The following is a 25,407-nucleotide window of genomic DNA, read 5'->3' on the forward strand; positions in this document are numbered from 1 at the left end:
GGAGATGACGCGGGGACCGTTGGGCCGGCTGCCCCAGATGGAGCATCGCCCTCCCCGGCCCGAGGCCCCGGCGGAGTGCCGCCCGGCCCGGCCTCGTCCCATGCCATGAGCCCCGGATCGGGGCCAGATGGGCGGAATGAGCTTTCCATCACGTTCCGGCCAGAACCGGAGCGGCAGGGGCTTCCTCGGACCGCCGCCGCGGACCGGCGCCCCGGACGCTTCGCGCCTAGTCCACCGTCGCGCCGGAGGCGCGGATGATCGGTGTCCAGGCGGCCAGTTCCTCCCGCACGAAGCGCTGGGCATCGTCCAGGAACAGGCGGCCGGGCGCCGTGGAGGTCTCGGCGTAGCGCCGCAGGAGGTCCGGGGAGGCGAGGGCGTCGCGCGCCGCCTCCGCCAGCCGCTCCACGATCGGGCGCGGCGTGCGGGCGGGGGCGGCGAGGCCCGACCAGCCGTCCACGACGAGGTCGGGGTAGCCGGATTCCCGGAAGGTGGGGATGTCGGGAAAGTCGGGGATGCGGTCCGGCCAGGTATGGGCCAGGGGCCGCAGGGACCCGGCGCGGATGTTCGCGCTGGCCGCCGTCAGGCTGTCCACCATCAGCGGCAGGGTGCCGGACATGACGTCCGTCGCCACCTGCGCCGCCCCGCGATAGGGCGCGTGCTGCATGGAGATGCCCGCGGCGCGACAGAAGCGCACGGCGACGAGGTGCGGCATGGAGCCGATGCCGGAGGTGCCGTAGGTGAGGCTGTCCGGGGCGCGCTTCGCCGCCTCCACCAGGTCCGCCACGTTGCGAATCGGCAGGCCGGGACGGACGAGCCAGAGATAGGGCGTGCTCATCAGCATCGCGATATGGGCGAAGTCCGTGTCGGGGTCCCAGGTCACCCGGTCCCCGTACATCACCTTCCCCACCACCATCGCACTGATGACCGACAGCACGAGGGTGTAGCCATCCGGCGCGGCGCGGGCGACCTGCCCGGTGCCGAGGGTGGCGCCGGCGCCCGGCCGGTTCTCCACGATCATGGACTGGCCGATGCGGCGCGACATCTCGGCCGCGACGATGCGCGCGATGATGTCGGTCGTGCCACCGGAGGCGAAGGGCACGATGAAGCGGATCGGCCCCGCCTGCGGCCAGGGCGGCGTCTGGGCTATGGCGGGCGCGGCCAGCCCGCCGAGGGCGGTGAGGCCGAGATGGCGTCGCGTGAGGCTCATGGCGATCCGTCCCTTAGATGCCGGCCGCGAGGCCGTCGCGCTGCGGGTCGGCGCCGCCCTCCAGCACGCCGTCCCACATCGTGATGCCGTGCACCCCGGCGAAGGCGTAGGAGGTGGGGGAACGCCGGACCTCGTAGCCCATCGCCTCCACCGCGCGCTGGACCGCGCGGGGGATGCGGTTGGAGATGTCGATGGCGTCCGAGGTGGCGGAGAAGCGCGGGGCGGAGATCGCCTCCTGCACCCCCATGCCCCAGTCGATGAGGTTCAGCAGCACCTGGGCGATGGCGATGGTGATCCAGGCTCCGCCCGGTGCGCCGAGCGTCGCCACGGGGCGCGCGCCGTCCAGCACGATGGAGGGCGACATGGTGGAGAAGCGCCGCTTGCCCGCCCCGATGGAGCTGGCCCGCCCGGGACGCGGATCGTAGGAGTTCATGCCGCCGTTCAGCATCATGCCCGTCCCCGGCGGGATGACGCCGGAGGGCAGGCCGAGCGTGTGGGTGAGCGAGACCACCATCCCGTCCCGGTCCACGCAGGACACGGTGGTGGTGTGCTTCGATTCCGCGCCGACGCGCGGCAGCGACACGCGGTCCCCCGCGCGGATGGAGGCGGCGCACTCCTCCGCATAGGCGTCGGACAGCAGCCGGTCGAGCGGCGTGGCGACGAAACGTGGGTCGCCGACGTGGAGGTCCTTGTCGCGCCCGGCGATCTTCATCGCCTCCGCCACCACCTGCATGTAGGCTGGCGTGTTGTGGCCGAGGGCGACCAGATCGAAGCGCTCCAGGATGCGCAGGATCTCCGCGATCATGATCCCGCCCGCCGGCGGTGGCGGCAGGGCGACGGTCAGGCCGCGATAGTCGACCCGGATCGGCTCGCGCACCTCCGGCCGGTAGTCGGCCAGATCCTTCAGCGTCAGCAGCCCGTCATGCGCCTCCATGTCGGCCACGATCCGGCGCGCCAGCTCGCCGGTGTAGAAGGTGTCCGCGCCCTCCTTCGCGACCAGGCGCAGCGTGTTCGCGAGGTCGGGGTTGAGCACCTTTTCCCCCAGCCGCTTCGGCGTGCCGTCCGGGCGGACGTAGATGCGGCGGCCATCCTCGGTGAAGGCGAGCTTGTCGAGGTAGCTGCGGCGGCCATAGGCCTTCTCGTCCAGGTAGAACATCGTGGCGACGTGCGGCCGCACGAGCCACCCGCCCTCCGCGTAGCCGATCGCCGGATCGAAGAGCGATCCCCAGGGCGCGCGGCCATACTGGGCGTGCGCCATGCCCAGCACCTTGAGGATGCCCGGGGCGGTGACGGCGCGATGGCCCAGCTCGTTCAGGTTGTCGCGGACAATGTAGCCGAAGCCGTCCGGGCATTCGCCCCCGAAGCGGTCGGCCCACATGTCCTCCCGGCAGGCGGCGGGGGAGATGGACAGGCCGTCGATCACCGTGTGCACCCCGCGCGCGGGGTCCAGCAGGTGCAGCACGCCCAAGCCCCCCAGGCCGCACATCATCGGGTCCACCACGCCCTGGGCGAGGGCGCAGGCGATCACCGCGTCCAGCGCGTTGCCGCCGGCGCGCAGCACCTCGGTCCCGGCCTCCACCGCCTCCGGCTGCGGGGCGGTGATCATCGCGGAAGGCGCCGGTAGGCGGCGCGGGGGTCTCGGCATCGTGTCTATTCCACCCTCAGGTTCTTGCGGCGGATGAAGGCGCCCCAGGCGGCGCTGTCCGTTTCCACCGCGCGGCGCACGAACTCGGCGCTGCCGGACATCGGCTCCAGATAGACCTCCCGGAAGCGCCGGACGTTCTCGGAATCGGCGGTGGCGGCGCGGACCGCGGCGTTCAGCCGCTCCACGGTCGTGGCCGACATACCGGCCGGGCCGACGATCGCGTACCAGCCGGGCATGGCCAGCCCCTCGAACCCCGTCTCCCGCAGCGTCGGCACGTTGGGAAGACCGGAGACGCGCTGCGGGTTGAGGATCGCCAGCGCCACCAGCGACCCGGCCTGGATGTGCGGCAGCGCGCTGACCAGCGGGATCACCATGCAGTCCGTCTGCCCCTGCATGACGCTGGTGAGGGAGGGCGTGGTCCCGTTGAAGGGAATGTGCGTCATCCGCACGCCTGCCGTGTCGGTGATCATCTCCATGGACAGGTGCGTGGAGTTGCCGATGCCGACGCTGGCATAGGTCAGCCGCTCCGGCTCCGCCCGCGCCCGCTCCATCAGCGCGGCGAGGGTGGTGACGCCGACCCGCGGGTTGGCCACGAGCACGAGCGTCGTGTCCACCACCGGCGCGATGTAGGTGAAGTCCCGCGCGGAGTCGTAGGGCAGGTTGGAGTAGAGGTTCGGGTTGAAGGAGAAGAGCGAGACGCCGCCGAGCAGCACCGCGTCGAAGCCCCGCGCCGCCTTCAGCGCGTTCACCGCGATGACACCGTTCGCGCCGGGGCGGTTGTCCACGATGACGGGCTGGCCAAGCTCCCGCGCCATGCTGTCCGCCAGGATGCGGCCGATCCCGTCCGCGGCGCCGCCCGGCGGCTGCGGCACGATCAGCCGCAGCGGTTGCCGGTCCTGCGCCCGCGCCTGCCCCGCCAGCACGGCCAGCGCCAGCCCGCCGGCGGCGCGGCGGGTCGTTCGAAGCGTCATCCTGTCCTCTCCGGTGCGGGCGCCGGGGCGCCTACCACCGGCGCACGATATCAAGCAGCGCCGGAACCGCCAGGGCCGCGAAGGAGAGCAGGAGGGGGGCGTCTTCCTCCCGGTACCAACCGGCCCGGTGCAGCAGGTTCACGCCGCCCAGCGTCTGCCCGTTCCAGCGGACCGGGACGTTCACCGCGCCCTCGCAGCCGAGGGAGAGGATCAGCTCGTGATCCGGAAAGGCGGCCACGATGCCCGTCCGGTCGTGCAGGAAGCGGGGACGGCCGGCGACCACCACCTGGTCGTAATAGGGACCTTCCCGGTGCATCGGCTTGTGCCCGCCCACGGGATAGGCGTCCGGCCTATTGGAGTAGTAGCGCTGGTTCTGGCCCATCGCCTCGTTGATGACGAGCACGGTGAAGAGCTTGTGCCCGACCGCCGCCGCCATGGCCCGGTCCAGCGCCGCGAGCGAGGCGTCCGGCTGCCCCGCCGCCGCGACGCCCGCCGCCGCGGCGGCGAGATGCGGCAGGGGATCGGGACGGTCACTCATGTTGGCATTCCTTCGACGACTCGCCCCGCGCAGGGGTTCCCGCCCATCCAGTAGCACAGCTCCGCCGGTGCCGAGACGCGGTAGAGCGCGAGATCGCAGCGCAGGCCCGGCAGCAGGGCGCCGCGATCCGACAGGCCCAGCGCGGCGGCGGCGTGGCGCGTCACGCCCAACAGCGCCTCCTCCACGGTCAGGCGGTAGAGGGTGCAGGCCATGTTCAGCATCAGCAGGATGGAGCGCGTAGGGCAGGAGCCGGGGTTCATGTCGGTCGCGACCGCCATCCGCACGCCGGCCGCGCGCATCGCGGCGACGTCCGGGTGTCGGGGTTCCCGGATGAAGTAGGTGGCGCCGGGCAGCAGCACCGCGACGCTGCCCGCCGCCGCCATCGCGGCGAGCCCTTCGGGCGAGGCATGCTCCAGATGGTCCGCGGACAGTCCGCCGAAGCGCGCCGTCAGCGCCGCGCCGCCCGTGTCCGAGAGCTGGTCGGCGTGCAGCTTCACCGGAAGGTGCAGGCGGCGCGCGGCATCGAAGACCGCTTCCGTCTCCGCCTCGGTGAAGCCGATCCGGTCGCAGAAGGCGTCGACCGCGTCGGCCAGCCCCTCGGCGGCGATGGCGGGCAGCATCTCCTCCGCCACCATTCGGGCGTAGTCCCCCTGCCGCCCGCGATATTCCGGCGGCACGGCGTGAGCGCCGAGGAAGGACGTCACCACGGACACGGCGCGGTGCCCGGGCAGGCGGCGGGCGGCGCGCAGCATCCGCGCCTCCGCCTCCGTCTCCAGACCGTAGCCGGACTTCACCTCGATCGTGGTGACGCCCTCGGCCAGCAGCGCGTCGAGGCGCGGCAGGGCGGATTCGACCAGCGCCTCCTCCGTCGCCGCCCGCGTCTCCCGCACGGTGGAGAGGATGCCGCCGCCCTCCCGCGCGATCTCCTCATAGGTCACGCCGGAGAGGCGGCGTTCGAACTCGCCCGCCCGGTTGCCGGCGAAGACGAGATGCGTGTGGCAATCCACCAGCCCCGGCAGGATCCAGGCGCCGCCGCCATCCACCGTCTCGGCCGCCGGTCCGGGAAGCTCCGCGCGCGGGCCGACCCAGGCGATGCGGCCGTCGCGCGCGGCCACGGCGCCGTCCCGCACCACGCCCAGCCCGTCCGCCATGGTGCAGAGATTCGCGTTCAGCCAGACGCGGTCAAACATCGGTCAGCCCCGCGAAGCGGCCCTTGGCGATCAGGGCTGACACGGCGGCGATGTCGGGCGCCATCTGCCGGTCCGCATCCCAGGCGGCCGCGACGCCGCGCACCGCCGCGTGCGCCGATTCCAGGGCCGTCGAGGACCGGAGCGGGCGATGGAACTCGATCGCCTGCGCGGCGGCCAGCATCTCCACCGCCAGGATATCGCGCAGGTTCGCCAGCATCGGCATCAGGCGCAGCCCGGCGCCGGTCGCCATGCTCACATGGTCTTCCTGGTTGGCGGAGGTGGGCAGGCTGTCCACGGAACGTGGATGAGCCAGCGCCTTCTGCTCGCTGGCCAGGGCCGCGGCCGTCACCTGCGCGATCATGAAGCCGGAATTCAGCCCGCCCTCCCGCACCAGGAAGGCGGGCAGGCCGGACAGCGCGGGGTCGGTCAGCAGCGCGATCCGGCGCTCCGACAGGGCGCCGATCTCCGCGATGGCGAGCGCCATGTGGTCGGCCGCGAGGGCCACGGGCTCCGCATGGAAGTTGCCGCCGGAGAGCACTTCCCCCTCGGCGGTGACGAGCGGGTTATCAGTGACGGCGTTCGCCTCCCGCTCCAGCACCGTCGCGGCGTGGTCCAGCGCGTCCAGGCAGGCGCCCATCACCTGCGGCTGGCAGCGGATGGAATAGGGGTCCTGCACCCGCGGGTCGTTCGTGCGATGGCTCTCCCGGATGGCGCTGCCCGCCATCAGGCCCCGGAGCGCCGCCGCCGCGCGCAGCTGGCCGGGCTGGCCGCGCAGGGCGTGGATACGCGGGTCGAAGGGCGTGTCGGAGCCGCGCACGCCCTCCGTGCTCATCGCCCCGGCCACCAGCGCGGTGCGGAACAGCGCCCTCGCCTCGAACAGCGCGGCCAGCGCCAGCGCCGTCGAGACCTGCGTGCCGTTCAGCAGCGCCAGCCCCTCCTTCGGGCCGAGCGGCAGGGGCGAGAGCCCGGCGCGCGACAGCGCCTCCGCGCCGGGGATGCGCTCCGCGCCGTGAAAGGCCTCCCCCTCCCCGATCAGCACGAGGGAGAGATGCGCGAGCGGCGCGAGGTCGCCGGAGGCGCCCACCGACCCGCGCGCGGGGATCGCCGGCAGGGTGTTGGCGTTCAGGAGCGTCACGAGCGCCGACACGGTTTCCGTCCGCACGGCCGAGGCGCCGCGCGCGAGGGACAGCGCCTTCAGCGCCAGCACCAGACGCACCACCGCGGCGGGCAGCGGCTCCCCCACGCCCGAGGCGTGGGAGCGGATGAGATTGAGTTGGAGCCGCTCCAGATCCGTCGGCCCGATCCGCGTGTCCGCAAGCTTCCCGAAGCCCGTGTTCACGCCGTACATCGTCTCCCCGGCGTCCAGCCGGGCGCGCAGCGCCGCGTGGCTGGCCTCCACCGCCGCGCGCCAGTCGCCCGCCAGTTCCAGCGGCGCCCCCGCCGCAACGGCGCGCAGGTCGTCCAGCGTGGCCCGGCCCGGGCCAATCCCTCGCGCGTCCGTCATGCCGCCCCTCCCGCGATCCGTGGCAAGGTCCCGGGCGCCACAGCACCGGGACATGATTCATGCAGGGTTGGCCGGAGCCGCTGCGGCGGCAGGTCCAGACGCTCGTCACCCAGTTCCTGCGCGGCACCGGGGAGGCCTGGATCGGCGTGACCGGGATCGACTGCTTCGGCGTCGGCCAGCGCTTTCCCGGCACGATGCGCCTCGGCGGCCGGATGGAAGCGCTCGGATCGCGCCCGCCCAGCCGCGCCTTCGTCTGGGTGCAGGGCACGGAGCCGGAGCTCTGGGTGGATCCACGCGACAGCGGCTATCGCGACCTGTTCGATGAATTCGCGCGCGGCTGGCTGAACCTGTCCGGCCGCCCCACCGGAACGGCGTGGAACATCGACCACGTCTTTCCCAAGGCGGCCGGCCGGCTGAACGGCCTGAGCCATGTGCGCGCGCTGGCGATCGGCGCCGAGGGCAACCAGGCCGCCGGCCGGACCCTGGAGCGGGCGATGAGCGACCGGGCCGGCGACGCGCCGCGGCGCAAGCGGATCCGCCACGCCACCTGGATGACGATCGGCAAGGCCGCCGGCTTCACGGGTTGGGAATCCCTGCCCGACAGCGAGGACCCGGTGGCGAACGCGCCGGTCGTGGCCGCGCTCTTCGCCCATCTGGTCGGGCTCGGCATCACCGTGCCGCATGCCGGGCTGGAACGGTCGCTGACCGCCCGGACGCTGACGACGCATCGCTGAGCGGCGCATCACACCCCCAGCATCGGCAAGTCCAGCCCCATCTTCCGCGCGCAGTCCTGCGCGATGTCGTAGCCGGCATCGGCGTGGCGCATCACGCCCGTCGCGGGATCGTTCCACAGCACCCGCCGCAGCCGCCGGGCCGCATCGGGCGTGCCGTCCGCCACGATGACCATGCCCGCGTGCTGGGAGTATCCCATCCCCACCCCGCCCCCGTGGTGCAGCGAGACCCAGGTGGCGCCGGAGGCCGTGTTCAGCAGCGCGTTCAGCAGCGGCCAGTCGGAGACGGCGTCGGAGCCGTCCCGCATCGCCTCCGTCTCCCGGTTCGGGCTGGCGACGGAGCCGGAATCGAGGTGGTCGCGGCCGATCACGACCGGCCCGATCTCCCCGCGCGCCACCATCTCGTTGAAGGCGAGGCCGAGGCGGTGCCGCTGGCCCAGCCCTACCCAGCAGATGCGCGCCGGCAGGCCCTGGAAGGCGATCCGCTCCCGCGCCATGTCGAGCCAGCGGTGAAGGTGCGGATCATCGGGGATCACCTCCCGCACCTTGTCGTCGGTCTTGCGGATATCGTCCGGGTCGCCGCTCAGTGCCGCCCAGCGGAAGGGTCCGACGCCGCGGCAGAAGAGCGGGCGGATATAGGCCGGCACGAAGCCCGGGAAGTCGAAGGCGTTCGACAGCCCCTCGTCCTTCGCCATCTGGCGGATGTTGTTGCCGTAATCCAGCACGGCGGCGCCCATCGCCTGGAAGTCGAGCATCGCCTGCACATGCGCCACCATGCTGCGCTTCGCGGCGGTGGCGACGGCCTTCGGGTCGGTCTCGCGCTTCGCCTGCCACTCCTCCAGCGTCCAGCCGGCGGGCAGGTAGCCGTTGGCGGGGTCGTGCGCGCTCGTCTGGTCCGTGACGATATCGGGCACCACGCCGCGCCGGACGAGTTCCGGGAAGACCTCCGCCGCGTTGCCCAACAGGCCGACCGAGATCGCCCGCTTCTCCGCGCAGGCCTGACGGATCATCGCCAGCGCCGCGTCCAGATCATCGGCGCGGTGGTCGAGGTAGCGCGTCTCCAGCCGCTTCTCGATGCGGGAGGGCTGGCATTCCACCGCCAGCACGCAGGCGCCGGCGAAGACGCCGGCCAGCGGCTGCGCACCGCCCATCCCGCCCAGCCCGCCGGTGAGGATCCAGCGCCCGGACAGGTCGCCGCCGAAATGCTGGCGCCCGGCCTCGGCGAAGGTCTCGTAGGTGCCCTGCACGATCCCCTGAGACCCGATGTAGATCCAGGACCCCGCGGTCATCTGGCCGTACATCATCAGCCCCTGGCGATCGAGGGCGTTGAAGTGATCCCAGTTCGCCCATTCCGGCACGAGGTTGGAGTTGGCGATCAGCACGCGCGGCGCGTCCGCATGCGTCTCGAACACGCCGACCGGCTTGCCGGACTGCACGAGCAGGGTCTGATCCTCCCGAAGCCGGCGCAGCACCGACAGGATCGTCTCGTAGCTCTTCCAGTCCCGCGCGGCGCGGCCGATGCCGCCATAGACGACCAGCTCCGCCGGGTTCTCCGCCACCTCATCGTCGAGGTTGTTCATCAGCATCCGCAGCGCCGCCTCCGTGGTCCAGTGGCGGGCGGAGATCTCCAGCCCCCGCGGCGCGCGGATCGCGGGGGCGTTGCGGAAGCGGGGGTTCGTCATCGTGTCCTTCAGGGGGGAAAATGTCCGCCCGGCGCGGTCTGCATCCGGGTGCGGCCCGACAGCTCGAAGCGGCTGGCGGGCTGGGTGAGACGGGAGAAGGTCGTCGCCTCCTCCCGGCGGAAGGTGCGGCGGCGGATCACCAGGAGGGGATCGCGCGGCCCGACCGAGAGCCGGCGCGCGAGCGGGGCGTCCGGCAGGATGGCGGTCACGGCCTGCTCCATCTCCGTCACCTCGCCGACCTCGCGCAGGAAGTCGTAGGTGGTGCGGATGGTGAAATCCTGGTCGAGGTAGCCCGGGGCATAGCCCGGGCGGATGAAGCGTTCCTCCAGCTGGATCGGCACGCCGTCGCCGAGATGCAGGATGGAGGATGCGGTCACCACGGACCCCGCCGGCATCCCGAGCGCCTCTGCCGCCTCCGCCGTCATTGGCGCGGGCGCCAGTGCCTGCACGCGACAGGACCATTCCATGCCGCGGCCGCGGATTTCCTCCGCGATGCTCTGGATGCTCGTCAGGCCGAAACGCGGCTTGTCCAGCTCCGCCCGCGGCGCGACGAAGGTGCCGACACCCGGCACCTTCCGCAGCCGCCCCTCCCGCGCCAGCTCCGCGAAGGCGCGGTTCACCGTGATGCGGGAGACGCCGAGCATCGGCCCCAGTTCGTTCTCGCTGGGAATGCGCGTGTTGGGCGGCCAGTCCCCGGCGGCGATGCGCGCGCGCACATGGTCCTTCACCGCCTCGTAGCGCGGTTTCGGCTCCTCGCAAAGGTCGCGCGGCGCCGCGTCGCCGGCGCCGCGCCGCGGCGCACCGCCATCCGGCATCAGGCCGCGGCGGCCTTCTTGCGGTAGGAGAAGGCCTGGTCGAAGCGGTTCAGGATGTGCTGACCCGCGGTGATCGGGGCGTAGTGCGCCTCGGCATCCGGCGTACCGAGTTCCCGCGGGTCGAGAACCGCGGAGAAGTCGGGGTCGTGGAAGGTCGCGATGGACATCCGCTCCCGCCCGGAGCGGTTCACCACGCGGTGCGGGGTGGAGGCGAAGCGGTCGTTGCTCCAGCGCCCGAGCTGGTCGCCCACGTTGATCACCAGCGTGCCGGGCAGCGGCGGCGCGTCGATCCAGGCGCCGCTCTGCCGCTCCTTCACCTGCAACCCGCCGTTGTCGTCCTGCCAGAGAAGGGTGATGCAGCCGAAATCCGTGTGCGGGGCCACGCCGAACACCTCCTCCTCTGCGCCCACGGCCTGGGGCGGGTAGAAGATCGCCTGGGTGCGCTGGAGCGGCTTGCGGTAGCGGCTCTCGAAGAAGTCTGGCGCGAGGTCGAGGCTGACCGCCACGGCCTGCATGAGGGCGCCGCCCAGCGCCCGCATCTCGTCGTAGTAGCGGGACATGGCGGGCCGCAGCCCCGGCACGAAATCCGGCCACTGGTTCGGTCCCCGCAGCGCCTCCCCGGCGAGCACGGCCGGGTCGTCCTCCGCCAGTTCGAGGCCGATGGAGAAGAACTCCTTCCGGTCGGTGTTCTTCGCCCCCTCCATCAGCGCGCCGCCCATGGCGTGCCAGCCGCGGTGGATCCTGTTGGCCTTCACCTGCCGCTTCGTCTCCTCCGGCAGGTGGAAGAAGGTGCGGGCCTGCTGCACCGCGTCCGCGATGACGGCCTCCGGCACGCCGTGGCCGGAGACGTAGAAGAAGCCGGGGCCGGTGCAGGCCGAGTGGATGGCGGCGGCCACCTGCGGCACGGCGCTTGCTGACCCGGCCCGCAGGCCGGCGACGTCGATGACGGGAAGCTGGGTCATGGGGGACCTCCTGGGGCGCTTGATCCGCTCGCCCGGGCAGGGTTACGCTCATGACCTGTCATGTCAACCTTGGCGCCCCGGCGGAACTTCCCCATGGCGCCGCGCCGCCGCCGCGTCATGATCCCTATGATTCGCGGGACCCGACGCCCCGCCAGAGCAGGAGAGACGAGACCGTGACCCAGTTCACCCGCCGCGCGCCCACTCGCAGGGCCTTGGGCGCCGGCGCCCTCGGCGCGGCGCTGTCGTTGCCCGCGCTCCGCCGCGCGAGCGCCAACAACCTGGAGAAGGCGCAGCGCGCCGGCGAGCTGCTGATCGCCACCGAGCTGCACTTCGCCCCCTTCGACTTCACCGAGGGCGGACGCCAGGTCGGCATGAATGTCGAGCTGTTCGAACATGTCGGCCGCGACCTGAACGTGCGCATCCGCTGGCAGGACCTGCCCTGGCCGGCGGTGCTGCCGGGGCTGGAGGCCGGGCGCTACGACATGGTCGGCGGTCCCGCCACCATCACCCGCGCCCGTGCCGAGCGCTACCGCTTCACCGTCCCGGTGGCCGAAGCGACCGTCGCGCTGCTGAAGCGCGCCAACGACGCCTCCATCACGAAGCCCGAGGACATCGCCGGGAAGCAGCTGGGCTGCGCCACCGCCACGGCCCAGCTCGCGCAGTTCCAGGCCTTCGTCGCGACCCTGCCCGGCACCACGCCGCCGATCCGCGAGTACCAGTCCTTCTCCGAGGCCTATGCCGATCTCGCCGCGGGCCGGATCGTCGGCGTCGCCAACTCCCTGCCGAACATCGCCTATGTCGCGCAGCAGCGGCGGAACGTTTTCGCCGTGGTGCAGCCGCCCTTCGGGCAGAAGTCCTATTTCGGCTATATCGGCCGCAAGGACGCGGATTCCGCCCCGCTGCTGGACGCGATCGACGCCTCCATCCTGAAGATGCGCGGCGACGGCCGCCTGGCCGCCCTGCAGACGAAGTGGTTCGGCCAGTCCTTCGAGACCCCGGACCACGTCCCGCCGCCGACGGTCTGATCCGCCTTGGACTTCGCCTTCCTCGACCCGGACTTCTACGCGGAAGCGCTGCCCCCCCTGCTGCGGGGGGCGGTCGCGACCGTCTGGGTCTCGGCGGGCGCCATCCTCATCGGCTTCGCGCTCGGGGCGGCGCTGGCCGCCATCGCCACGTCGTCCTCGCGCCTCGGGCGCGGGGTGGCGGCGACCTATGTCTCCTTTTTCCGGGGCGTGCCGCTGCTCGTGCAGATCCTGCTGGCCTATTACGCCCTGCCCTTCCTCGGCCTGGATATTCCGAACACGGTCGCGGGGGTGGGCACGCTCGGCCTCTGCTGCGCGGCCTATATGGCGGAGATCCTGCGCGGCGGGCTCGCCACCGTCTCGCCCGGCGCGGTGGAGGCGGCGCGGCTGCTCGGCCTGACGCCGGCCCAGACCTTTCTCCGCATCCGCCTGCCCATCGCCGCCCGTGCCATGCGCCCGGCCATCGTGGGGGAGGCGATCATGATCCTGAAAGCCTCCTCGCTCGTCTCCCTGGTGGGCATCCTCGAACTGACGCGCACCTCCCAGGCGCTCGCCTCCTCCACCTTCCGGCCGCTGGAAACCTATGCGCTCTGCGGCGCGATCTACCTTGCCCTGAACTTCGTGCTGATGGCCGCGGGGTGGGAGCGGCGCCGGGCATGAATGTCGTCCAGGAAACACTGTGGGCCGTCGCGCGCGGCCTGCCGTTGACGGTCGGCATCTGGCTGGCCTCCGTCGCCACCGGGGTCGTCGTCGGCGTGCTGATCGGATGCTTCCGCCACTTCGGCCCGCGTCCGGTGAACGCCCTTCTCGCCGTTCTGGTGGAAACCGTCCGCGGCGTGCCCTTCCTCGTGCAGGCCTTCCTTCTCTACTACGGAGGTCCCTTCATCGGCCTGGACCTGACGCCGATCCTCGCCGGCTGGCTCGCGCTCTCGATCTACGCGGCCGCCTACTTCTCCGAGGTGTTCCGCGGCGGGTTCCGCGCCATCCCGCCCGGCCACACGGAAGCGGCGCGCCTGCTCGGCCTGTCCACGCCCCAGACGATCGCCCGCATCCTGCTGCCGGAGATGGCGCTCTCCGTGCTTCCGGCGCTCGCGAACCTCGCTGTCATCCTCGTCAAGGAAACCGCCATCCTGTCCATCATCACCGTGCCGGAACTCACCTTCACGGTGTCGGGCGTCGGCAGCGCGACCTTCGCTTTCGCCCAGACGATGGCGGCGCTGGCGATCGGCTACTGGATCCTGGTGGAGCTCACGGCCTGGGGTGCCCGCGCGCTGGAGCGCGCGATCGCCCGCGCCACCCTCGGCACGGACCGGGCCGCGATCGCATGACCGCCTTCCTGCAGATCGAGAACCTCGAGCGCCGCGTCGGCGAGACGGAGATCCTCGGCGGCATCACGCTGTCCGTGCCGCGCGGCGACGTGGTCGGCGTGATCGGGCCCTCGGGGTCCGGCAAGTCCTCGCTTCTGCGCTGCGTCGCCGGGCTCGATCCTGTCAGCGGCGGCCGCGTGCTGGTGGAGGGGCGCGCCCCGAAGCCCGGTGACGGGACGGTCGGGATGGTGTTCCAGCAGTTCAACCTCTGGCCGCACCTGACCGCGCAGGAGAACGTCGCGCTCGCTCTGCGCCTGGCGCGCAAGCAGTCGCGCGCCGAGGCGGCCGAGCGTGCCCGCGCCATGCTGGACCGCGTGGGCCTGCTGCGCTTCGCGGACCGTCGCCCCGCGCAGCTCTCCGGCGGGCAGCAGCAGCGCGTCGCCATCGCGCGCACGCTGGCGGTCGAGCCGCGCCTGATCCTGTTCGACGAGCCGACCGCGAGCCTTGATCCCGAGCTTACGACGGAGGTGCTGGACGTCATCCGCGGCCTGGCGGAGTCCGGGCTGACGATGATGGTGGTCTCCCACGAGATGGGCTTCGTCGCCTCCGTCGCCCGCCGGGCCGTCTTCCTCGACCACGGGAAGGTGCTCGTCGATGGCCCGGCGAAGGAGGTCTTCGGCCGGGCCGAGGAGCCGCGCCTGCGCCGCTTCCTCTCCACCTACCTCCAGCGCGTCGCCTGGGCGCCGGAGCCGGAAGCGCCGCCTGTGATTCCGGCGCCCACAACCATGGCGATGCTGAACACGGCACCGGCGCCGGCCGCGTCCTTCTCCTTGCTAGATGCCGCGGCCAATCCGCCCGGCGAGGGCTCTCCCCTTCCCGCCCCGAAGACCGGCGCGTGACCCGCTTCCACGCGGCGCAGGCGCTGCTGCCGGGCGGCTGGGCCCGCGACGTTGCCATCGAGGCGGATGCCGCCGGCATCATCACCTCCGTGGATCCGGGCACGGTGTCCGCCGGGGATGCCGAGCGCCTGTTCGGCCACGTCGTGCCGGGCGTGCCGAACATTCACTCCCACGCCTTCCAGCGCGCGATGGCCGGCGCGGCCGAGCGCCGCTCCCCGGCCGGGCGCGACTCCTTCTGGACCTGGCGGGAGACGATGTACCGCTTCGTCGCGCGCCTGACGCCCGACGACGCGGAGGCGGTGGCCGCGCAGCTCCAGGTGGAGTGCCTGGAGCACGGCTTCACCCAGCTGACGGAGTTCCATTACCTCCACCACCGGCCGGACGGCACGCCCTATGCCGACCGGGCGGAGATGGCGCTGCGCCACCTCGCGGCCGCGGCGGAGACCGGGATCGGGCTGACGCTGCTGCCCAGCCTCTACCGCCACGGCGGCATCTTCGGCGCCGATCCCGCGCCGGGCCAGCGCCCCTTCCTGAACGACCCCGACGGCTTCCGGGCAATCCTGGACCGATGCGCCACCGCGATGCGCGATCATCCCCACGCGAATCTCGGCATCGCCCCGCACTCCCTGCGCGCGGTCACGCCCGCGATGCTGGACGCGCTATCCGACCATCCCGGCCCGATCCACATCCACGCCGCCGAGCAGGTGCGGGAGGTGGAGGAGTGCGTGTCCGCCACCGGCGCCCGCCCGGTGGAGTGGTTGCTGGCGAACGCGCCGCTCGACGCGCGCTGGTGCCTCATCCACGCCACCCACATGACGCCGGCGGAGGCGGCGGCCCTCGCCCGCAGCGGCGCCACGGTCGGCCTCTGCCCGACGACAGAGGCTTCCCTCGGGGACGGCATCTTCGACCTGCCCACCTACCGCGAGGCGGGCGGTGCCATCGCGATCGGCACGGACAGCCATGTCGGCACCGCCCCGCGCGAGGAGCTGCGCCTGCTGGAGACCGCCCAGCGCCTGCGTCTTCACGCGCGTTCCGTGGCCGCGGGGGACGATGCTCCGCATCCCGGCCGGGCATTGCTCGGCGCCGTGCTGGCCGGCGGTGCCCGGGCCAGCGGCGCGCCGGTGGGCGCCATCGCTCCCGGCTGCCGCTGCGACCTCGTGGAGCTGGACGACGGCCACCCCACCCTGGCCGGCCACGCGGGCGACGCGCTGCTCGACGCCTGGGTCTTCTCCGGCCAGGAAAATCCGTTGCGCACCACGGTCGTCGCCGGCCGCGCCCTGGTCCGTGACGGCCGCCATGCCGCGCGGGACGCCGTGGCCGCCCGCTATCGCGAAACGGTCCGCCGCCTCCTGGCCTGAGGGCTTCACCCCCGCTCCGAAGCGACCGATGCTCCCGTCCAACTTCGGGAGGATCGGATGACCACACGCCGCACAGCCCTCGGCGCCTTCATGGCTGGCCTGGCCGCGCCCGGCGCGATGGCCCAGCCCGCCTTCCCCGACCGCCCGCTGCGCCTGGTGATCCCCTTCGTCCCCGGAGGGACGAACGACATCGTCGGCCGCCTCGTCGCGGAGGGATTGAGCGCGCGCCTGGGCCAGCAGGTGGTGGTGGACAACCGCGGCGGCGCCGGCGGGGCCATCGGGGCGGAGATCGTCGCCAAGGCCGCGCCGGACGGGCACACGCTCCTGCTCGGCGGCACCGGCAGCCAGACCATCAACCAGATCCTGCGCGATCGCCTGCCCTATGATCCCGCCACCGCCTTCGCCCCGATCGGCCTCGTCGCCGCCGGCGCGGTGGCGACGGTGGTGCATCCCTCCCTGCCGGTGCGGAACCTGTCGGAGCTGCAGGCCGTCGCGAGGCAGCGACGCCTCGCCTATGCCTCGCCCGGCGTCGGCAGCTCCGGCCACGCTGCCGGCGCCCTGATCGAGAGCGTGCTCGGCATCGAGATGGATCACGTCCCCTATCGCGGCACCGGGCCCGCGCTGGTGGACGTCGTCGCCGGGCGCGTGCACCTCTTCACCAACGCCGTGCCGCCCCTGCAGCCGCACCTGCGGACCGGCGCGCTGCGCGGCATCTGCATCGCCGGCCGGCGCCGCAGCCCGGCCGAACCCGACCTGCCCACCGCCGCCGAGCAGGGCTTCCCCGCGCTGGAGGCGACAGGCTGGTACGCCATCCTGACCACCGGCGGCACGCCGCCCGACCGCGTCGCGCGGCTCTTCACCGCGCTCGGGGCCACGCTGGCGGAGCCGGAGACGCGGCGGAAGCTGAACGAGGCCGGGCTGGAGGTGGAGCCGAGCGAGAGCCCGGAGGCCTTCGCCCGCTTCCTGGCCGAGGACCTGGCGCGCTGGACGCCCGTGGTGCGGGGGGCGGGAATGCGGGCCGAATGACCCTTGGGCCCGCGAGGGCTGGGCGCGCCTGGCCGGGACGCGGTGCCCCCTGTCGCGGAGTGGGAGGCGCATAGACCGATCCTATCGCCGCGAGAGGGGCTCCCCCGCTTCTCCTGCGCGCTCCATCCCAGGATGATGATCGTGCCACCGACCGAACAGAAGCCGCTCCCATGACCTCCAAGCCCATCCCGCTCGATCCCGCAGCCCTGGACGCGGTGACCGGCGGTGCCGTCACCATCGGCGGCTCGGGCGCCGACCGGATCGTCGGCACCGGCGGCGCGGACCTCCTGCTCGGCAATGGCGGGGATGACGCGATCGCCGGCGGCGCCGGGAACGACCAGATCGAGGGCGGCGGGGGCCGCGACGTGCTCCAGGGCGATGCCGGCGACGATCGCCTCTCCGGCGGGACCGGGGACCGCGTCGGCGACATCGCCTTCGGCGGCGACGGCAACGACACCTACACCTGGTCTCCCGGCGACGGGAACGACAGCTTCCGCGGCATGGCCGGCCAGGACACGCTGAGCCTGCCCACGCTGAGCCTCGGCCAGTTGCAGAGCGCCCTGCAGGTCAGCGGCACCGGCCTGCACATGCAGGTCAGCGGGAACGTCGTGAGCTTCACCAACGCCTCCGGCCAGCCGGCCAGCTTCGGCGGCACGATCAACCTCGGCGGGGAAACGCTGACCTTCTCAGAGATCGAGCGCATTCAGGTCCGCTGACCGGGGAGGGCCGGCGACCGGCCCCTTCCTTGACCGCGCCCCGCCCCGCGGGCGAGTTGCGGCCGCATGGTCCGTCCCCTGGCCCTTCTCCTGCTCCTCCTCGCCACCCCCGCCGCGGCGCAGGAGGCGGACTGGACCGCCTGTCGCCGCGCCATCGCGGCGGCCGAACCGGGTTCGGGCATCCCGCCGGGCCTGCTCGCCTCCATCGCCCTGGTGGAGACCGGCCGCGCCGCCCCCGGCGGACGCCCGGAGCCCTGGCCCTGGTCCTGGAACGCCGAGGGCAGCGGCGGGGCCGCCCCCAGCAAGGCGGCGGCCGTCGCGGCCGTGGGGGCGCTGGTGGCGCGCGGCGTGCGGTCGGTCGATGTCGGCTGCATGCAGGTGAACCTGCTCTACCACCCCAACGCCTTCGCGAATCTCGACCAGGCCTTCGATCCCGACACGAACGTCCGCTATGCCATCCGCTTCCTCAACCAGCTCCGCGCGAATGCGCCGGACTGGAACACCGCCATCGGCCGCTACCATTCGGGCGATACGGAGCGGGGCGCCGCCTATGGCCGGCGCGTGGCGCTGGCGCAGCTCGGCGTCGCGTGGGGCCGCGGCGGCGCGGTGCCGCTGCCCTCCGCGGGCTTCGCGGGCATGTGCGCCCCCGGATTCCAGCCCGCCCTGCTGCTCGGCGGGGCGCGGGAAGCGCGGCGCTTCATGACGGCAGAGGGCCGCCGCCTGCCGCGGCCCGTGCCGATCGCGAGGACGCCGGCCCGGCCCCGGATGACCTGCCTGCGCATGGGCGGCGCGACCCGGCGCTGACGGGCCTCGCCGGAATCGCGGGCCGTGTTACGCTGGACCGTCCCGGCCCGGCCGGAGGCCAGAAGGGGAGGATCAACGGGGCGATGCACCGAACGTGATCGCGCGACGTCTTGCCGAGGCGCCGAATCGCAGTCTCCGTTCGCGCCCCATCGCGGCGCCTGCGGAGGACCCATCGCCATGTTCCCGACGATCGGGTGAAGGCTGACCGAATGCGGCACCCGCTCGCCCGCCTCACGGCGCTCGCGCTCTCGGCCCTGCTGGCCGTCACCACCACCCTTCCGCCCCTGGTTCCGGCAGGCGTGCTGCTCTTCACGGCCGGGGATGCGGCGGCCCAGTCGCGCGGGCGGTCCAGCGGGGGCTATTCGCGGCCCAGTTCCTCCCCGCGCACGCCGTCCACCAGCAGCGGCTACGGCGCGCCCCGCACGCCATCCTCCGGCGGCTATGGGCGGCCCTCGGGCGGCGGGAGCTCGGGTTCCATCTTCGGCGGCGGATCGGCCGGCGACCGGTCCTATGGCCGCGAGCAATCCGGCAACGTGCTGCGGGAGATGCGGGCGCGGGAAGAGGCCGCCCGCCGCGCCGCCGAGCAGGCCGCCCGCCCCACCCCGCAGACCGGCGGCGGGTGGAGCGGCTCCACCGGTGGCGGCTGGAGCGGCGGCTGGGGCGACCGACGCACCCCGAGCTACAATGACGGGTACCGGCGCGGTGGGTATGCGGGCGGATACTCGGGCGGCTATCCCGGCGGGTATTCGGGCGGCTGGTACCGGGACCGCGGCTGGACGCCGTCCCCCAGCGTGGCCAGCGGCCCCGGCAATTACGGCGTCTGGAGCACCGCCTTCCTCTTCTTCCTGCTCAGCACCCTGAGCAGCCCCGGGCATGCGGACTTCTTCCGCAACAACCAGGACGACCCCGGCGTCCGCCAGTTCCGCCAGGCCGCCGAGCAACGCGCCGGCACCGACCCCGAGATCCGGCGCCAGCTCGACGAGCTGGACCGGCGCACCGCCGAGGCCGGGAACCTGCCGCGCGAGCCTGGCGCCCTGCCCCCGGACGTGCCGCCGGAGGTCGCGCGGGCGCGGCCGGACAGCCCCGCCTCCGCGGGGGCTTCCGCGGGCGGCCGTACGCCCTCGGCGGCGCCGGGCGGCGGCGGAAGCGGCATCGGCGGCTTCCTCACCGTGGGCGTCATCCTGCTGGCGCTCATCCTGGGCTTCATGATCTGGCGCCGGATGCGGGCGGCACCGAAGGGAGGCGAGGCGATGGGACCCGGCGGCATGCTGCAGAAGGGCGCGGACATCATCCGCCACAAGATGTCGGGGGAGGGCTACACCCCATCCCGCTTCCGGATCGGCATGACGCTGACCGTGGACCCGACGCCCTTCCTGCTCCTGGCGGGGGAGACGAAGGTTCCCGCCCCCTCCGGCACGGCGCCGACGAGCGTCACCGCGGTCGGCCGCATCGGCGGCGACGGGCCGGGGTCCCTCATCCGCCTCTACCTGCCGGAGGGCGCCTTCTTCCAGCTCCACCTCGGCCCCGGCAACGAGCCGGACGAGTGCCGCTACTTCGCCCCGCTCGACGAGGTGAACCCTGCGGACGTGTCCGAGTGGAACCTCTGGCTCGACCCGAACGAGGGCATGATCGGCTGGCCGGAGTTCCAGACGAAGGACGGCAAGGTCTATGGCCGCGCCTGGTCTCCCAGCGACGCCAAGATCGCCCCGCGCGAGATGAGCGAGGAGGTGGAGACGACAGAGGGCCGCCGCACCGTCCGCCGCCGCGCGATGCTCTATGCCGCCCCCACGGGCGCCGCCGAGCCGGCGCCGCAGACCGAGTACATCCTGGTCGCCGCCGTCGAGGACGGGCGCGGCGCCTGGGTCGAGATCCACGCCGGGCTGGACGTCAGTCCCGCCTCCCTTTCCCTCGCCTGATCCCCCTCGCTGAATCCGGAGACCCTGCGACGCCATGGACGCGATCCTCGAAGCCCTGCGCGCCGGCCTGCCGGTCCTTGTCACGCAATTCGGGCTGACGCTCGCGCTGCTGATGATCGGCGCCGCCATCTACATGGCCATCACGCCCTTCCACGAGATGGCGCTGGTGCGCCAGGGGAACACGGCGGCCGGCGTGGTGCTGGCCGGCACCCTCATCTCGATCGCCATCCCGCTCGGCGCGACACTCGCGACAAGTCGGCTGACGCTCGACATCCTGATCTGGGGCATCGTCGCCCTCGTGCTGCAGCTCGTCACCTTCGGCATCGCCTCGCTTCTCATCCGCGGCCTGCGCGGCATGATCGAGGCGGGGAATCTCGCGGCCGCCTGGGTGCTGGTGGGCATCCAGCTCGCGGTCGCGATCCTCAATGCCGGCGCCATGGCCGGCTGATCCCCCCACGGACTTAACAGAGGACCACGCCATGTTCCCCTTCATCCGCAACCTGCTGGGCGTGAAGACCGACCAGGTCGTCAACAGCGCCGTCGAGGCGATCGTCCGCTGGGACCCGCAATCCGCGACCGAGGCGGAGCTGCGCACCATGGAGCAGAACCTGGACGAGCTCGGCCGCCAGGTCGCCGCCGCCCGCCAGTCCTACGAGAAGGAGAGGAAGGAGGCCGACGCCATCGTCGCCCTCTCCAACCAGCGCATGGCCGCGGCCGAGCAGCTCCAGATGAAGGCCAACGAGGTCGGCATCCCCGAGAAGAAGGCGGAGCTGGAGCGCTCGCTGGCCACCCTTCTCGACATGCTCGAGCAGATGGCGCCCGACGTGGAGCGGGAGAAGCAGGACGCGAAGGACGCGGCCGATTTCCTCCAGACGCTGCAGCAGACCTATGACGAGGCTGGCCGCAAGCTGAAGAGCGCGCGCTCCGAGCTGAACCGCGCCCAGCGCGACATGGGCCGCGCCGCGCAGCAGCGCGAGATGGCCGACCGCCGCGCCGAGGCCGCGCGCCAGGCGGCGGGCCTCGCCGGCGCCACCAGCGGGCTGAACGTCGCGCTGAAGGCGATGCAGGACGCGGCGCAGCGGGACCTGCAGAACGCCGAGGCGGCGAACGCGAAGGCGAAGCTCCTCGCCCCCTCCCGCCCGGAGCAGGAGGACCCGAACATCGCCGCCGCGATGGACGCCGCCGCCGGGCGTTCCCCGGCGCCGACCAACCTCTCCGACCGCCTCGCGGCGCTGCGCCAGCGCTCCGGCACGGCGGCGCCGGTGCCGCGCCTCACCGCGAACTGATCCGGTTCCGGGCCGGGGAGGTTTCAGCCCCCGGCCCATCCGGTCCATTCTCTCCCCGGCTCCCGGGAGAGAAAAATGAAGCGGACCGAACGCGGCCTCAGCGAACTTTATTCTACCGACCCCGAGCGTGCCGATGCCCTGGCCTTCGGGCGGCGCGGTCCGCTGAAGGGCGCCACCCTCGCGGCCATGGGGGCGGCGGTCGGGGCCTCCATTCCCTTCGCGGCCCAGATGCCGGACGGCATGCTGCCCGCGGCCCTCGCCCAGCCGGCCGGCAACGGCACGCCCACGCTCCGGATGGACGGCAAGGCCGCGCTCCTCCTCCTCGGCGAACGCCCGCTGGTCGCCGAGACGCCGGAGGCGATGCTCGACGACGACGTCACCCCCGTGGACAAGTTCTTCGTCCGTAACAACGGCGGCATCCCCGACCGATTCGCCGGGGATCCGAAGAGCTGGCGGGTGAGGCTGGACGGGGAGGTGAACACCCCGCTCGACCTCTCGCTCGGCGATCTGGAGAGCCGCTTCGAGGTCGTGACGCTGCGCCTGCAGATGGAGTGCGGCGGGAATGGCCGCGCGGGCTTCGTGCCGGAGACGCGCGGCAACCAGTGGGGCAACGGCGCCATCTCCAACGGGGAATGGACGGGCGTGCGCCTGCGCGACGTGATCCGCGCGGCCGGGCCGAAGGACGGCGCCCGATTCACCGGCCATTTCGGCGCCGACCCGCACCTGTCCGGCGAGCCCGGGCGCCTCTCGATCAGCCGCGGCATGCCGATCGCGAAGGCGATGGACGACACCACCCTCATCGCCTTCCGCCTGAACGGTCAGCCGATTCCGCACATCCACGGCTTTCCGGCGCGGCTGGTGGTACCGGGCTGGCCCGGCAGCCTCTCGCAGAAATGGCTCAACCGGATCACGCTCCGCGCTACGCCGCATGACGGGCCGGGGATGGGCGGGACATCCTACCGCATGCCGGTGCGGCCGATCGTGCCGGGCAGCAACAACAACGGCGCCGATTTCGCGGACATGACCTCCATGCCCGTGCGCGCGCTGCTGACCAACGTCGCCCACGGCACGCGCCTGCCCGCGGGGACGCGGCGGCTCGACCTGCGGGGCCAGGCCTGGGCCGGGGATCTGACGGTGCGGGACGTGCACGTCTCCACCGACTTCGGCGCGAGCTGGACCGCCATGCAGGTCGCGGCGCCGCCGAACAAGCATTCCTGGCAGCGCTGGACCGGAAGCGTCGAACTGCCCTCGGACGGCTACTACGAGATCTGGACGCGCGGCACGGATTCGCAGGGCCGGATGCAGCCGCACGCGGCGGCGAATTGGAACCCGCAGGGCTATGGCGCCAACGCCATGGCGCGCGTCGCCGTCCTCATCGGCTGACCCGGGGTCGGCCGATGCTGGAACGCCTCGCCATCGTCGCGGTCTGCGTGCTGGGGCTTTTTGCCCTCGCCGTGGACCGTCCGGCCAGCCGCCCGGAACGCCGCGCCGAGGCACCGCCGCCCACGCCGGCCGCGCTCGCCACTGCCGAGGCCGATCGCACCCGCGCCGCACGGGAGGAGGCCGCGCGCGCCGAGACCGCCCGCCTCGCGGCCGTGCAGCGGCCGGCGGAATCCGAGGACGTGCTGCCCGAGGGCCATGGCCGCGGCGAGGTCTTCGCGCGCTGCACCGCCTGCCACTCCACCGCGATCATCCGCCGCACCGCCCTGTCCCGCGACCGGTGGGACGGGCTGATGGACTGGATGACGGAGAAGCACGGCATGGCGCCGCTGGAGGGCGAGATGCGCACGCTCGTCGTGGACTACCTCGCCCAGCATTTCCCGCCGCGACGCGGGCCGCGGGGCGGGGCCAATCCCTTCTTGAACTAGGGACTGTTGCGGCCCGGCTTGAGGGCGGCGAGGGCTTCGGGGAGGCGCTGGTCGTCGCGGACGAGGCGGCGGAAGCGTCCTCGGTCCAAGGGGCGTGAGGCTGTCAGGTCGTTCCCCTCCTGAGGCTCCTAAATCAGTCAGCCCGGCGTGCCGGACACCTCTGCCACACCCTCCTTACGGGGGGTGATCCGGTTCCAGGCATCGAGTGCCGCGATCTTGTAGGCCTCTGCGAGCGTCGGATAGTTGAACGTGTTCTCGATGAAGTAGTCGAGCGTCCCGCCGAGGTTGAGCACGGCCTGACCGATGTGGACGAGTTCGGTGGCCCCTTCACCGACGATATGCACACCCAGGAGACGTCGTGTCTCGATCGCGACGATCATCTTCAGCAGCCCGCCGTTCAGCCCCATGATGTGGCCGCGCGACGTTTCCCGGAACCGGGCGATGCCGCATTCGTAGGGCGTGCCCGACTTGCGTACCTCCTCCTCGCTCTGCCCCACCGTCGAGATCTCCGGCACGGAGTAGATACCGTAGGGAAAGAAGGCCGGCGCCGGCGGCAGCGGCTCCCCGAAGGCGTGGCAGGCGGCGATGCGCCCCTGCTCCAGCGACGTGGAGGCGAGGCTGGGGAAGCCGATCACGTCACCGGTGGCATAGATGTGCGGCACCGCCGTCTGGAACGAGTTCGGATCCACCTTCAGCCGGCCCCGCTCATCGGTCATGAGACCGCAGGCCGGGAGGTTCAGCGTGTCGGTCGCGCCGACCCGGCCGGCGGCGAAGAGCAGCATCTCAGACCGGACGCGCCGCCCGCCCTCCAGCAGCGCCACCGGCTGCCCGTTCTCCATGGCGATCGACTGCACCTTGGAGCCGAGCCGGAAGCCGATCCCGCGATCCCGCAGCTGGTGCATGAAGTCGTCCACCAGTTCCCGGTCGATGAAATCGAGGATCGTGCCCCGCGTCTCCACCAGCGTGACCCGGACATCCAGCGCGCTGAAGATCGTGGCGTACTCCACCCCGATCACGCCCGCGCCGAGCACGGTGAGGCTGCGGGGCAGGCTGCTCATCTCGACCAGCTCGTCGCTGTCCACCACGGTCTGACCGTTGAACGGGATGTGCGGCGGCCGCAGCGGCCGCGTCCCCACCGCGATGACGACGTGCTCGGCCTCGACGATTCGGGACTCGCCGGCGTCCATCTGCACCTCGATGCGGTGCGGGTCCACGAAGCTCGCCAGGCCACGCAGCTGTTCAACCCGGTTGCGGGCGAACTGGTGTTCGAGGGTGCCGACCTCGTGCTCAAGGGTCTTCTGCAAGCGCGCGGTGAGGTCTCCCGCCTCGATGCCCTTCTTGACGCGGTAGGCGAGCCCGTAAAATCCCCGCTCCCGCCAGCCCGTCAGGTTCAGCACGGTCTCCCGCAGTGTCTTGGAGGGGATGGTTCCGGTGTGCACGGACACCCCGCCGACGCGCCGCCCTTTCTCGACGACCAGAACGGACTTGCCGAGCTTGGCCGCTTGAACCGCGGCCCGGCGCCCGGACGGGCCGCTGCCAATCACGACCAGATCGTAGGACCTCAAACCGGCATGCTCCCGATACTTCAAGGCTCTGCAGCATTGGCCCCGATGCTACACTGCAGGAGCATCGGGTCACAGTTGCCCGAGTCCTCGACCGGAACTTTCGGTGACGGAGTCCGCCACGAGAACTTGATGGCGCTCATCGGATCGCCAAGATCGGTGTTGACCGGACCTTGTGAAGCCGCTTGCACGCCGGGCCACTCCCTTGTCACCAAGTCTCACCCGCCGGCGCTCGCTGTGTTCCGCCCGCCTCGCTACGAGCTCCGAACGGGGTGACTGGCGGCTTTGACGCGTCGGCTGCAAGCGGGGCGCCGCTCATCTGGGTGCTGGTGTCCGATGTGATCAGGGCAGGGCGCGCTTCTGCGATCCGGCAGCCTGACGGCGTATTCTCTGCTCGC

General features: G+C 72.5%; 24 protein-coding genes. 14 read left to right on the plus strand and 10 right to left on the minus strand.

All coding sequences use genetic code 11. The features are described from left to right. Positions 1-226: 226 nt before the first annotated feature. The 6 genes from ACP6CK_RS14505 to hutH are packed head-to-tail and all read right to left on the minus strand — an operon-like array spanning position 227 to position 7,055. Positions 227-1,207 carry a Bug family tripartite tricarboxylate transporter substrate binding protein gene (locus tag ACP6CK_RS14505; protein WP_426959772.1) on the minus strand — a complete coding sequence of 327 codons (981 nt, stop codon included), beginning with the start codon at positions 1,205-1,207 and terminating at the stop codon, positions 227-229. A 13-nt stretch (positions 1,208-1,220) separates the two neighbouring features. Further along, complete coding sequence (ggt, locus tag ACP6CK_RS14510) at positions 1,221-2,852, minus strand: gamma-glutamyltransferase (protein WP_426959773.1); 1,632 nt, start codon at positions 2,850-2,852, stop codon at positions 1,221-1,223. A 5-nt stretch (positions 2,853-2,857) separates the two neighbouring features. After that, on the minus strand, positions 2,858-3,823 hold the full coding sequence (locus ACP6CK_RS14515) for a Bug family tripartite tricarboxylate transporter substrate binding protein (protein WP_426959774.1): 966 nt from the start codon (positions 3,821-3,823) through the stop codon (positions 2,858-2,860). Between the two features lie 31 nt (positions 3,824-3,854). After that, on the minus strand, positions 3,855-4,361 hold the full coding sequence (locus ACP6CK_RS14520) for a GAF domain-containing protein (RefSeq protein WP_426959775.1): 507 nt from the start codon (positions 4,359-4,361) through the stop codon (positions 3,855-3,857). Continuing rightward, positions 4,358-5,551, minus strand: coding sequence for an imidazolonepropionase (gene hutI / locus ACP6CK_RS14525; protein ID WP_426959776.1), 1,194 nt, complete (start codon positions 5,549-5,551; stop codon positions 4,358-4,360). The genes ACP6CK_RS14520 and hutI overlap by 4 nt, the downstream gene beginning before the upstream one ends. Continuing rightward, positions 5,544-7,055, minus strand: coding sequence for a histidine ammonia-lyase (gene hutH / locus ACP6CK_RS14530; RefSeq protein WP_426959778.1), 1,512 nt, complete (start codon positions 7,053-7,055; stop codon positions 5,544-5,546). Before hutH ends, hutI begins: the two co-directional genes overlap by 8 nt. Before the next feature lie 59 nt (positions 7,056-7,114). Between hutH and ACP6CK_RS14535 the strand changes: the two genes are divergently transcribed. Further along, positions 7,115-7,789, plus strand: coding sequence for a hypothetical protein (locus ACP6CK_RS14535; RefSeq protein ID WP_426959779.1), 675 nt, complete (start codon positions 7,115-7,117; stop codon positions 7,787-7,789). A gap of 8 nt (positions 7,790-7,797) precedes the next feature. Here ACP6CK_RS14535 and hutU read toward each other — a convergent pair whose 3' ends face one another. The 3 genes from hutU to ACP6CK_RS14550 are packed head-to-tail and all read right to left on the minus strand — an operon-like array spanning position 7,798 to position 11,245. Then, on the minus strand, positions 7,798-9,468 hold the full coding sequence (hutU, locus tag ACP6CK_RS14540) for a urocanate hydratase (protein WP_426959780.1): 1,671 nt from the start codon (positions 9,466-9,468) through the stop codon (positions 7,798-7,800). An 8-nt stretch (positions 9,469-9,476) separates the two neighbouring features. Next, positions 9,477-10,283 (minus strand): UTRA domain-containing protein, encoded by an 807-nt coding sequence (locus tag ACP6CK_RS14545; RefSeq protein WP_426959781.1) that lies wholly within the window; start codon positions 10,281-10,283, stop codon positions 9,477-9,479. Next, positions 10,283-11,245, minus strand: coding sequence for an isopenicillin N synthase family dioxygenase (locus tag ACP6CK_RS14550; RefSeq protein ID WP_426959782.1), 963 nt, complete (start codon positions 11,243-11,245; stop codon positions 10,283-10,285). Before ACP6CK_RS14550 ends, ACP6CK_RS14545 begins: the two co-directional genes overlap by 1 nt. A gap of 173 nt (positions 11,246-11,418) precedes the next feature. Between ACP6CK_RS14550 and ACP6CK_RS14555 the strand changes: the two genes are divergently transcribed. The 13 genes from ACP6CK_RS14555 (at position 11,419) to ACP6CK_RS14615 (ending at position 23,447) form a co-directional block, all read left to right on the plus strand. Then, positions 11,419-12,270, plus strand: a complete 852-nt coding sequence (locus ACP6CK_RS14555; RefSeq protein ID WP_426959783.1) for a transporter substrate-binding domain-containing protein — start codon at positions 11,419-11,421, stop codon at positions 12,268-12,270. Between the two features lie 6 nt (positions 12,271-12,276). After that, a complete protein-coding gene (locus ACP6CK_RS14560) occupies positions 12,277-12,927 on the plus strand; it encodes an amino acid ABC transporter permease (protein WP_426959784.1) in 651 nt (216 codons plus the stop codon). Further along, on the plus strand, positions 12,924-13,595 hold the full coding sequence (locus ACP6CK_RS14565) for an amino acid ABC transporter permease (protein WP_426959785.1): 672 nt from the start codon (positions 12,924-12,926) through the stop codon (positions 13,593-13,595). Before ACP6CK_RS14560 ends, ACP6CK_RS14565 begins: the two co-directional genes overlap by 4 nt. Beyond that, positions 13,592-14,473, plus strand: coding sequence for an amino acid ABC transporter ATP-binding protein (locus tag ACP6CK_RS14570; RefSeq protein ID WP_426959786.1), 882 nt, complete (start codon positions 13,592-13,594; stop codon positions 14,471-14,473). The genes ACP6CK_RS14565 and ACP6CK_RS14570 overlap by 4 nt, the downstream gene beginning before the upstream one ends. Beyond that, positions 14,470-15,831: a formimidoylglutamate deiminase gene (locus ACP6CK_RS14575; RefSeq protein WP_426959787.1), complete on the plus strand. Its 1,362-nt coding sequence runs from the start codon at positions 14,470-14,472 to the stop codon at positions 15,829-15,831. The genes ACP6CK_RS14570 and ACP6CK_RS14575 overlap by 4 nt, the downstream gene beginning before the upstream one ends. Positions 15,832-15,888: 57 nt before the next feature. After that, complete coding sequence (locus ACP6CK_RS14580; RefSeq protein ID WP_426959788.1) at positions 15,889-16,857, plus strand: Bug family tripartite tricarboxylate transporter substrate binding protein; 969 nt, start codon at positions 15,889-15,891, stop codon at positions 16,855-16,857. Positions 16,858-17,027: 170 nt separating this feature from the next. Beyond that, on the plus strand, positions 17,028-17,573 hold the full coding sequence (locus tag ACP6CK_RS14585) for a calcium-binding protein (RefSeq protein WP_426959789.1): 546 nt from the start codon (positions 17,028-17,030) through the stop codon (positions 17,571-17,573). A gap of 66 nt (positions 17,574-17,639) precedes the next feature. Beyond that, positions 17,640-18,377: a transglycosylase SLT domain-containing protein gene (locus ACP6CK_RS14590; protein ID WP_426959790.1), complete on the plus strand. Its 738-nt coding sequence runs from the start codon at positions 17,640-17,642 to the stop codon at positions 18,375-18,377. A 209-nt stretch (positions 18,378-18,586) separates the two neighbouring features. Next, on the plus strand, positions 18,587-20,293 hold the full coding sequence (locus tag ACP6CK_RS14595) for a DUF2491 family protein (RefSeq protein WP_426959791.1): 1,707 nt from the start codon (positions 18,587-18,589) through the stop codon (positions 20,291-20,293). Positions 20,294-20,327: 34 nt separating this feature from the next. Next, positions 20,328-20,741, plus strand: a complete 414-nt coding sequence (locus ACP6CK_RS14600) for a DUF350 domain-containing protein (protein ID WP_426959792.1) — start codon at positions 20,328-20,330, stop codon at positions 20,739-20,741. A gap of 31 nt (positions 20,742-20,772) precedes the next feature. Next, positions 20,773-21,579, plus strand: coding sequence for a hypothetical protein (locus tag ACP6CK_RS14605; protein ID WP_426959793.1), 807 nt, complete (start codon positions 20,773-20,775; stop codon positions 21,577-21,579). Between the two features lie 75 nt (positions 21,580-21,654). Continuing rightward, positions 21,655-22,962, plus strand: a complete 1,308-nt coding sequence (locus ACP6CK_RS14610) for a sulfite oxidase (RefSeq protein WP_426959794.1) — start codon at positions 21,655-21,657, stop codon at positions 22,960-22,962. A 14-nt stretch (positions 22,963-22,976) separates the two neighbouring features. After that, entirely contained in the window at positions 22,977-23,447 is a 471-nt protein-coding gene (locus ACP6CK_RS14615) for a hypothetical protein (protein WP_426959795.1), read from the plus strand. A 137-nt stretch (positions 23,448-23,584) separates the two neighbouring features. Here the strand turns inward: ACP6CK_RS14615 and sthA are convergent, their stop codons facing one another. Further along, on the minus strand, positions 23,585-25,012 hold the full coding sequence (gene sthA, locus ACP6CK_RS14620) for a Si-specific NAD(P)(+) transhydrogenase (protein ID WP_426959796.1): 1,428 nt from the start codon (positions 25,010-25,012) through the stop codon (positions 23,585-23,587). Positions 25,013-25,407 lie beyond the last annotated feature (395 nt).

Source organism: Muricoccus radiodurans, from assembly GCF_050154705.1.
Classification (GTDB): domain Bacteria; phylum Pseudomonadota; class Alphaproteobacteria; order Acetobacterales; family Acetobacteraceae; genus Roseomonas; species Roseomonas radiodurans.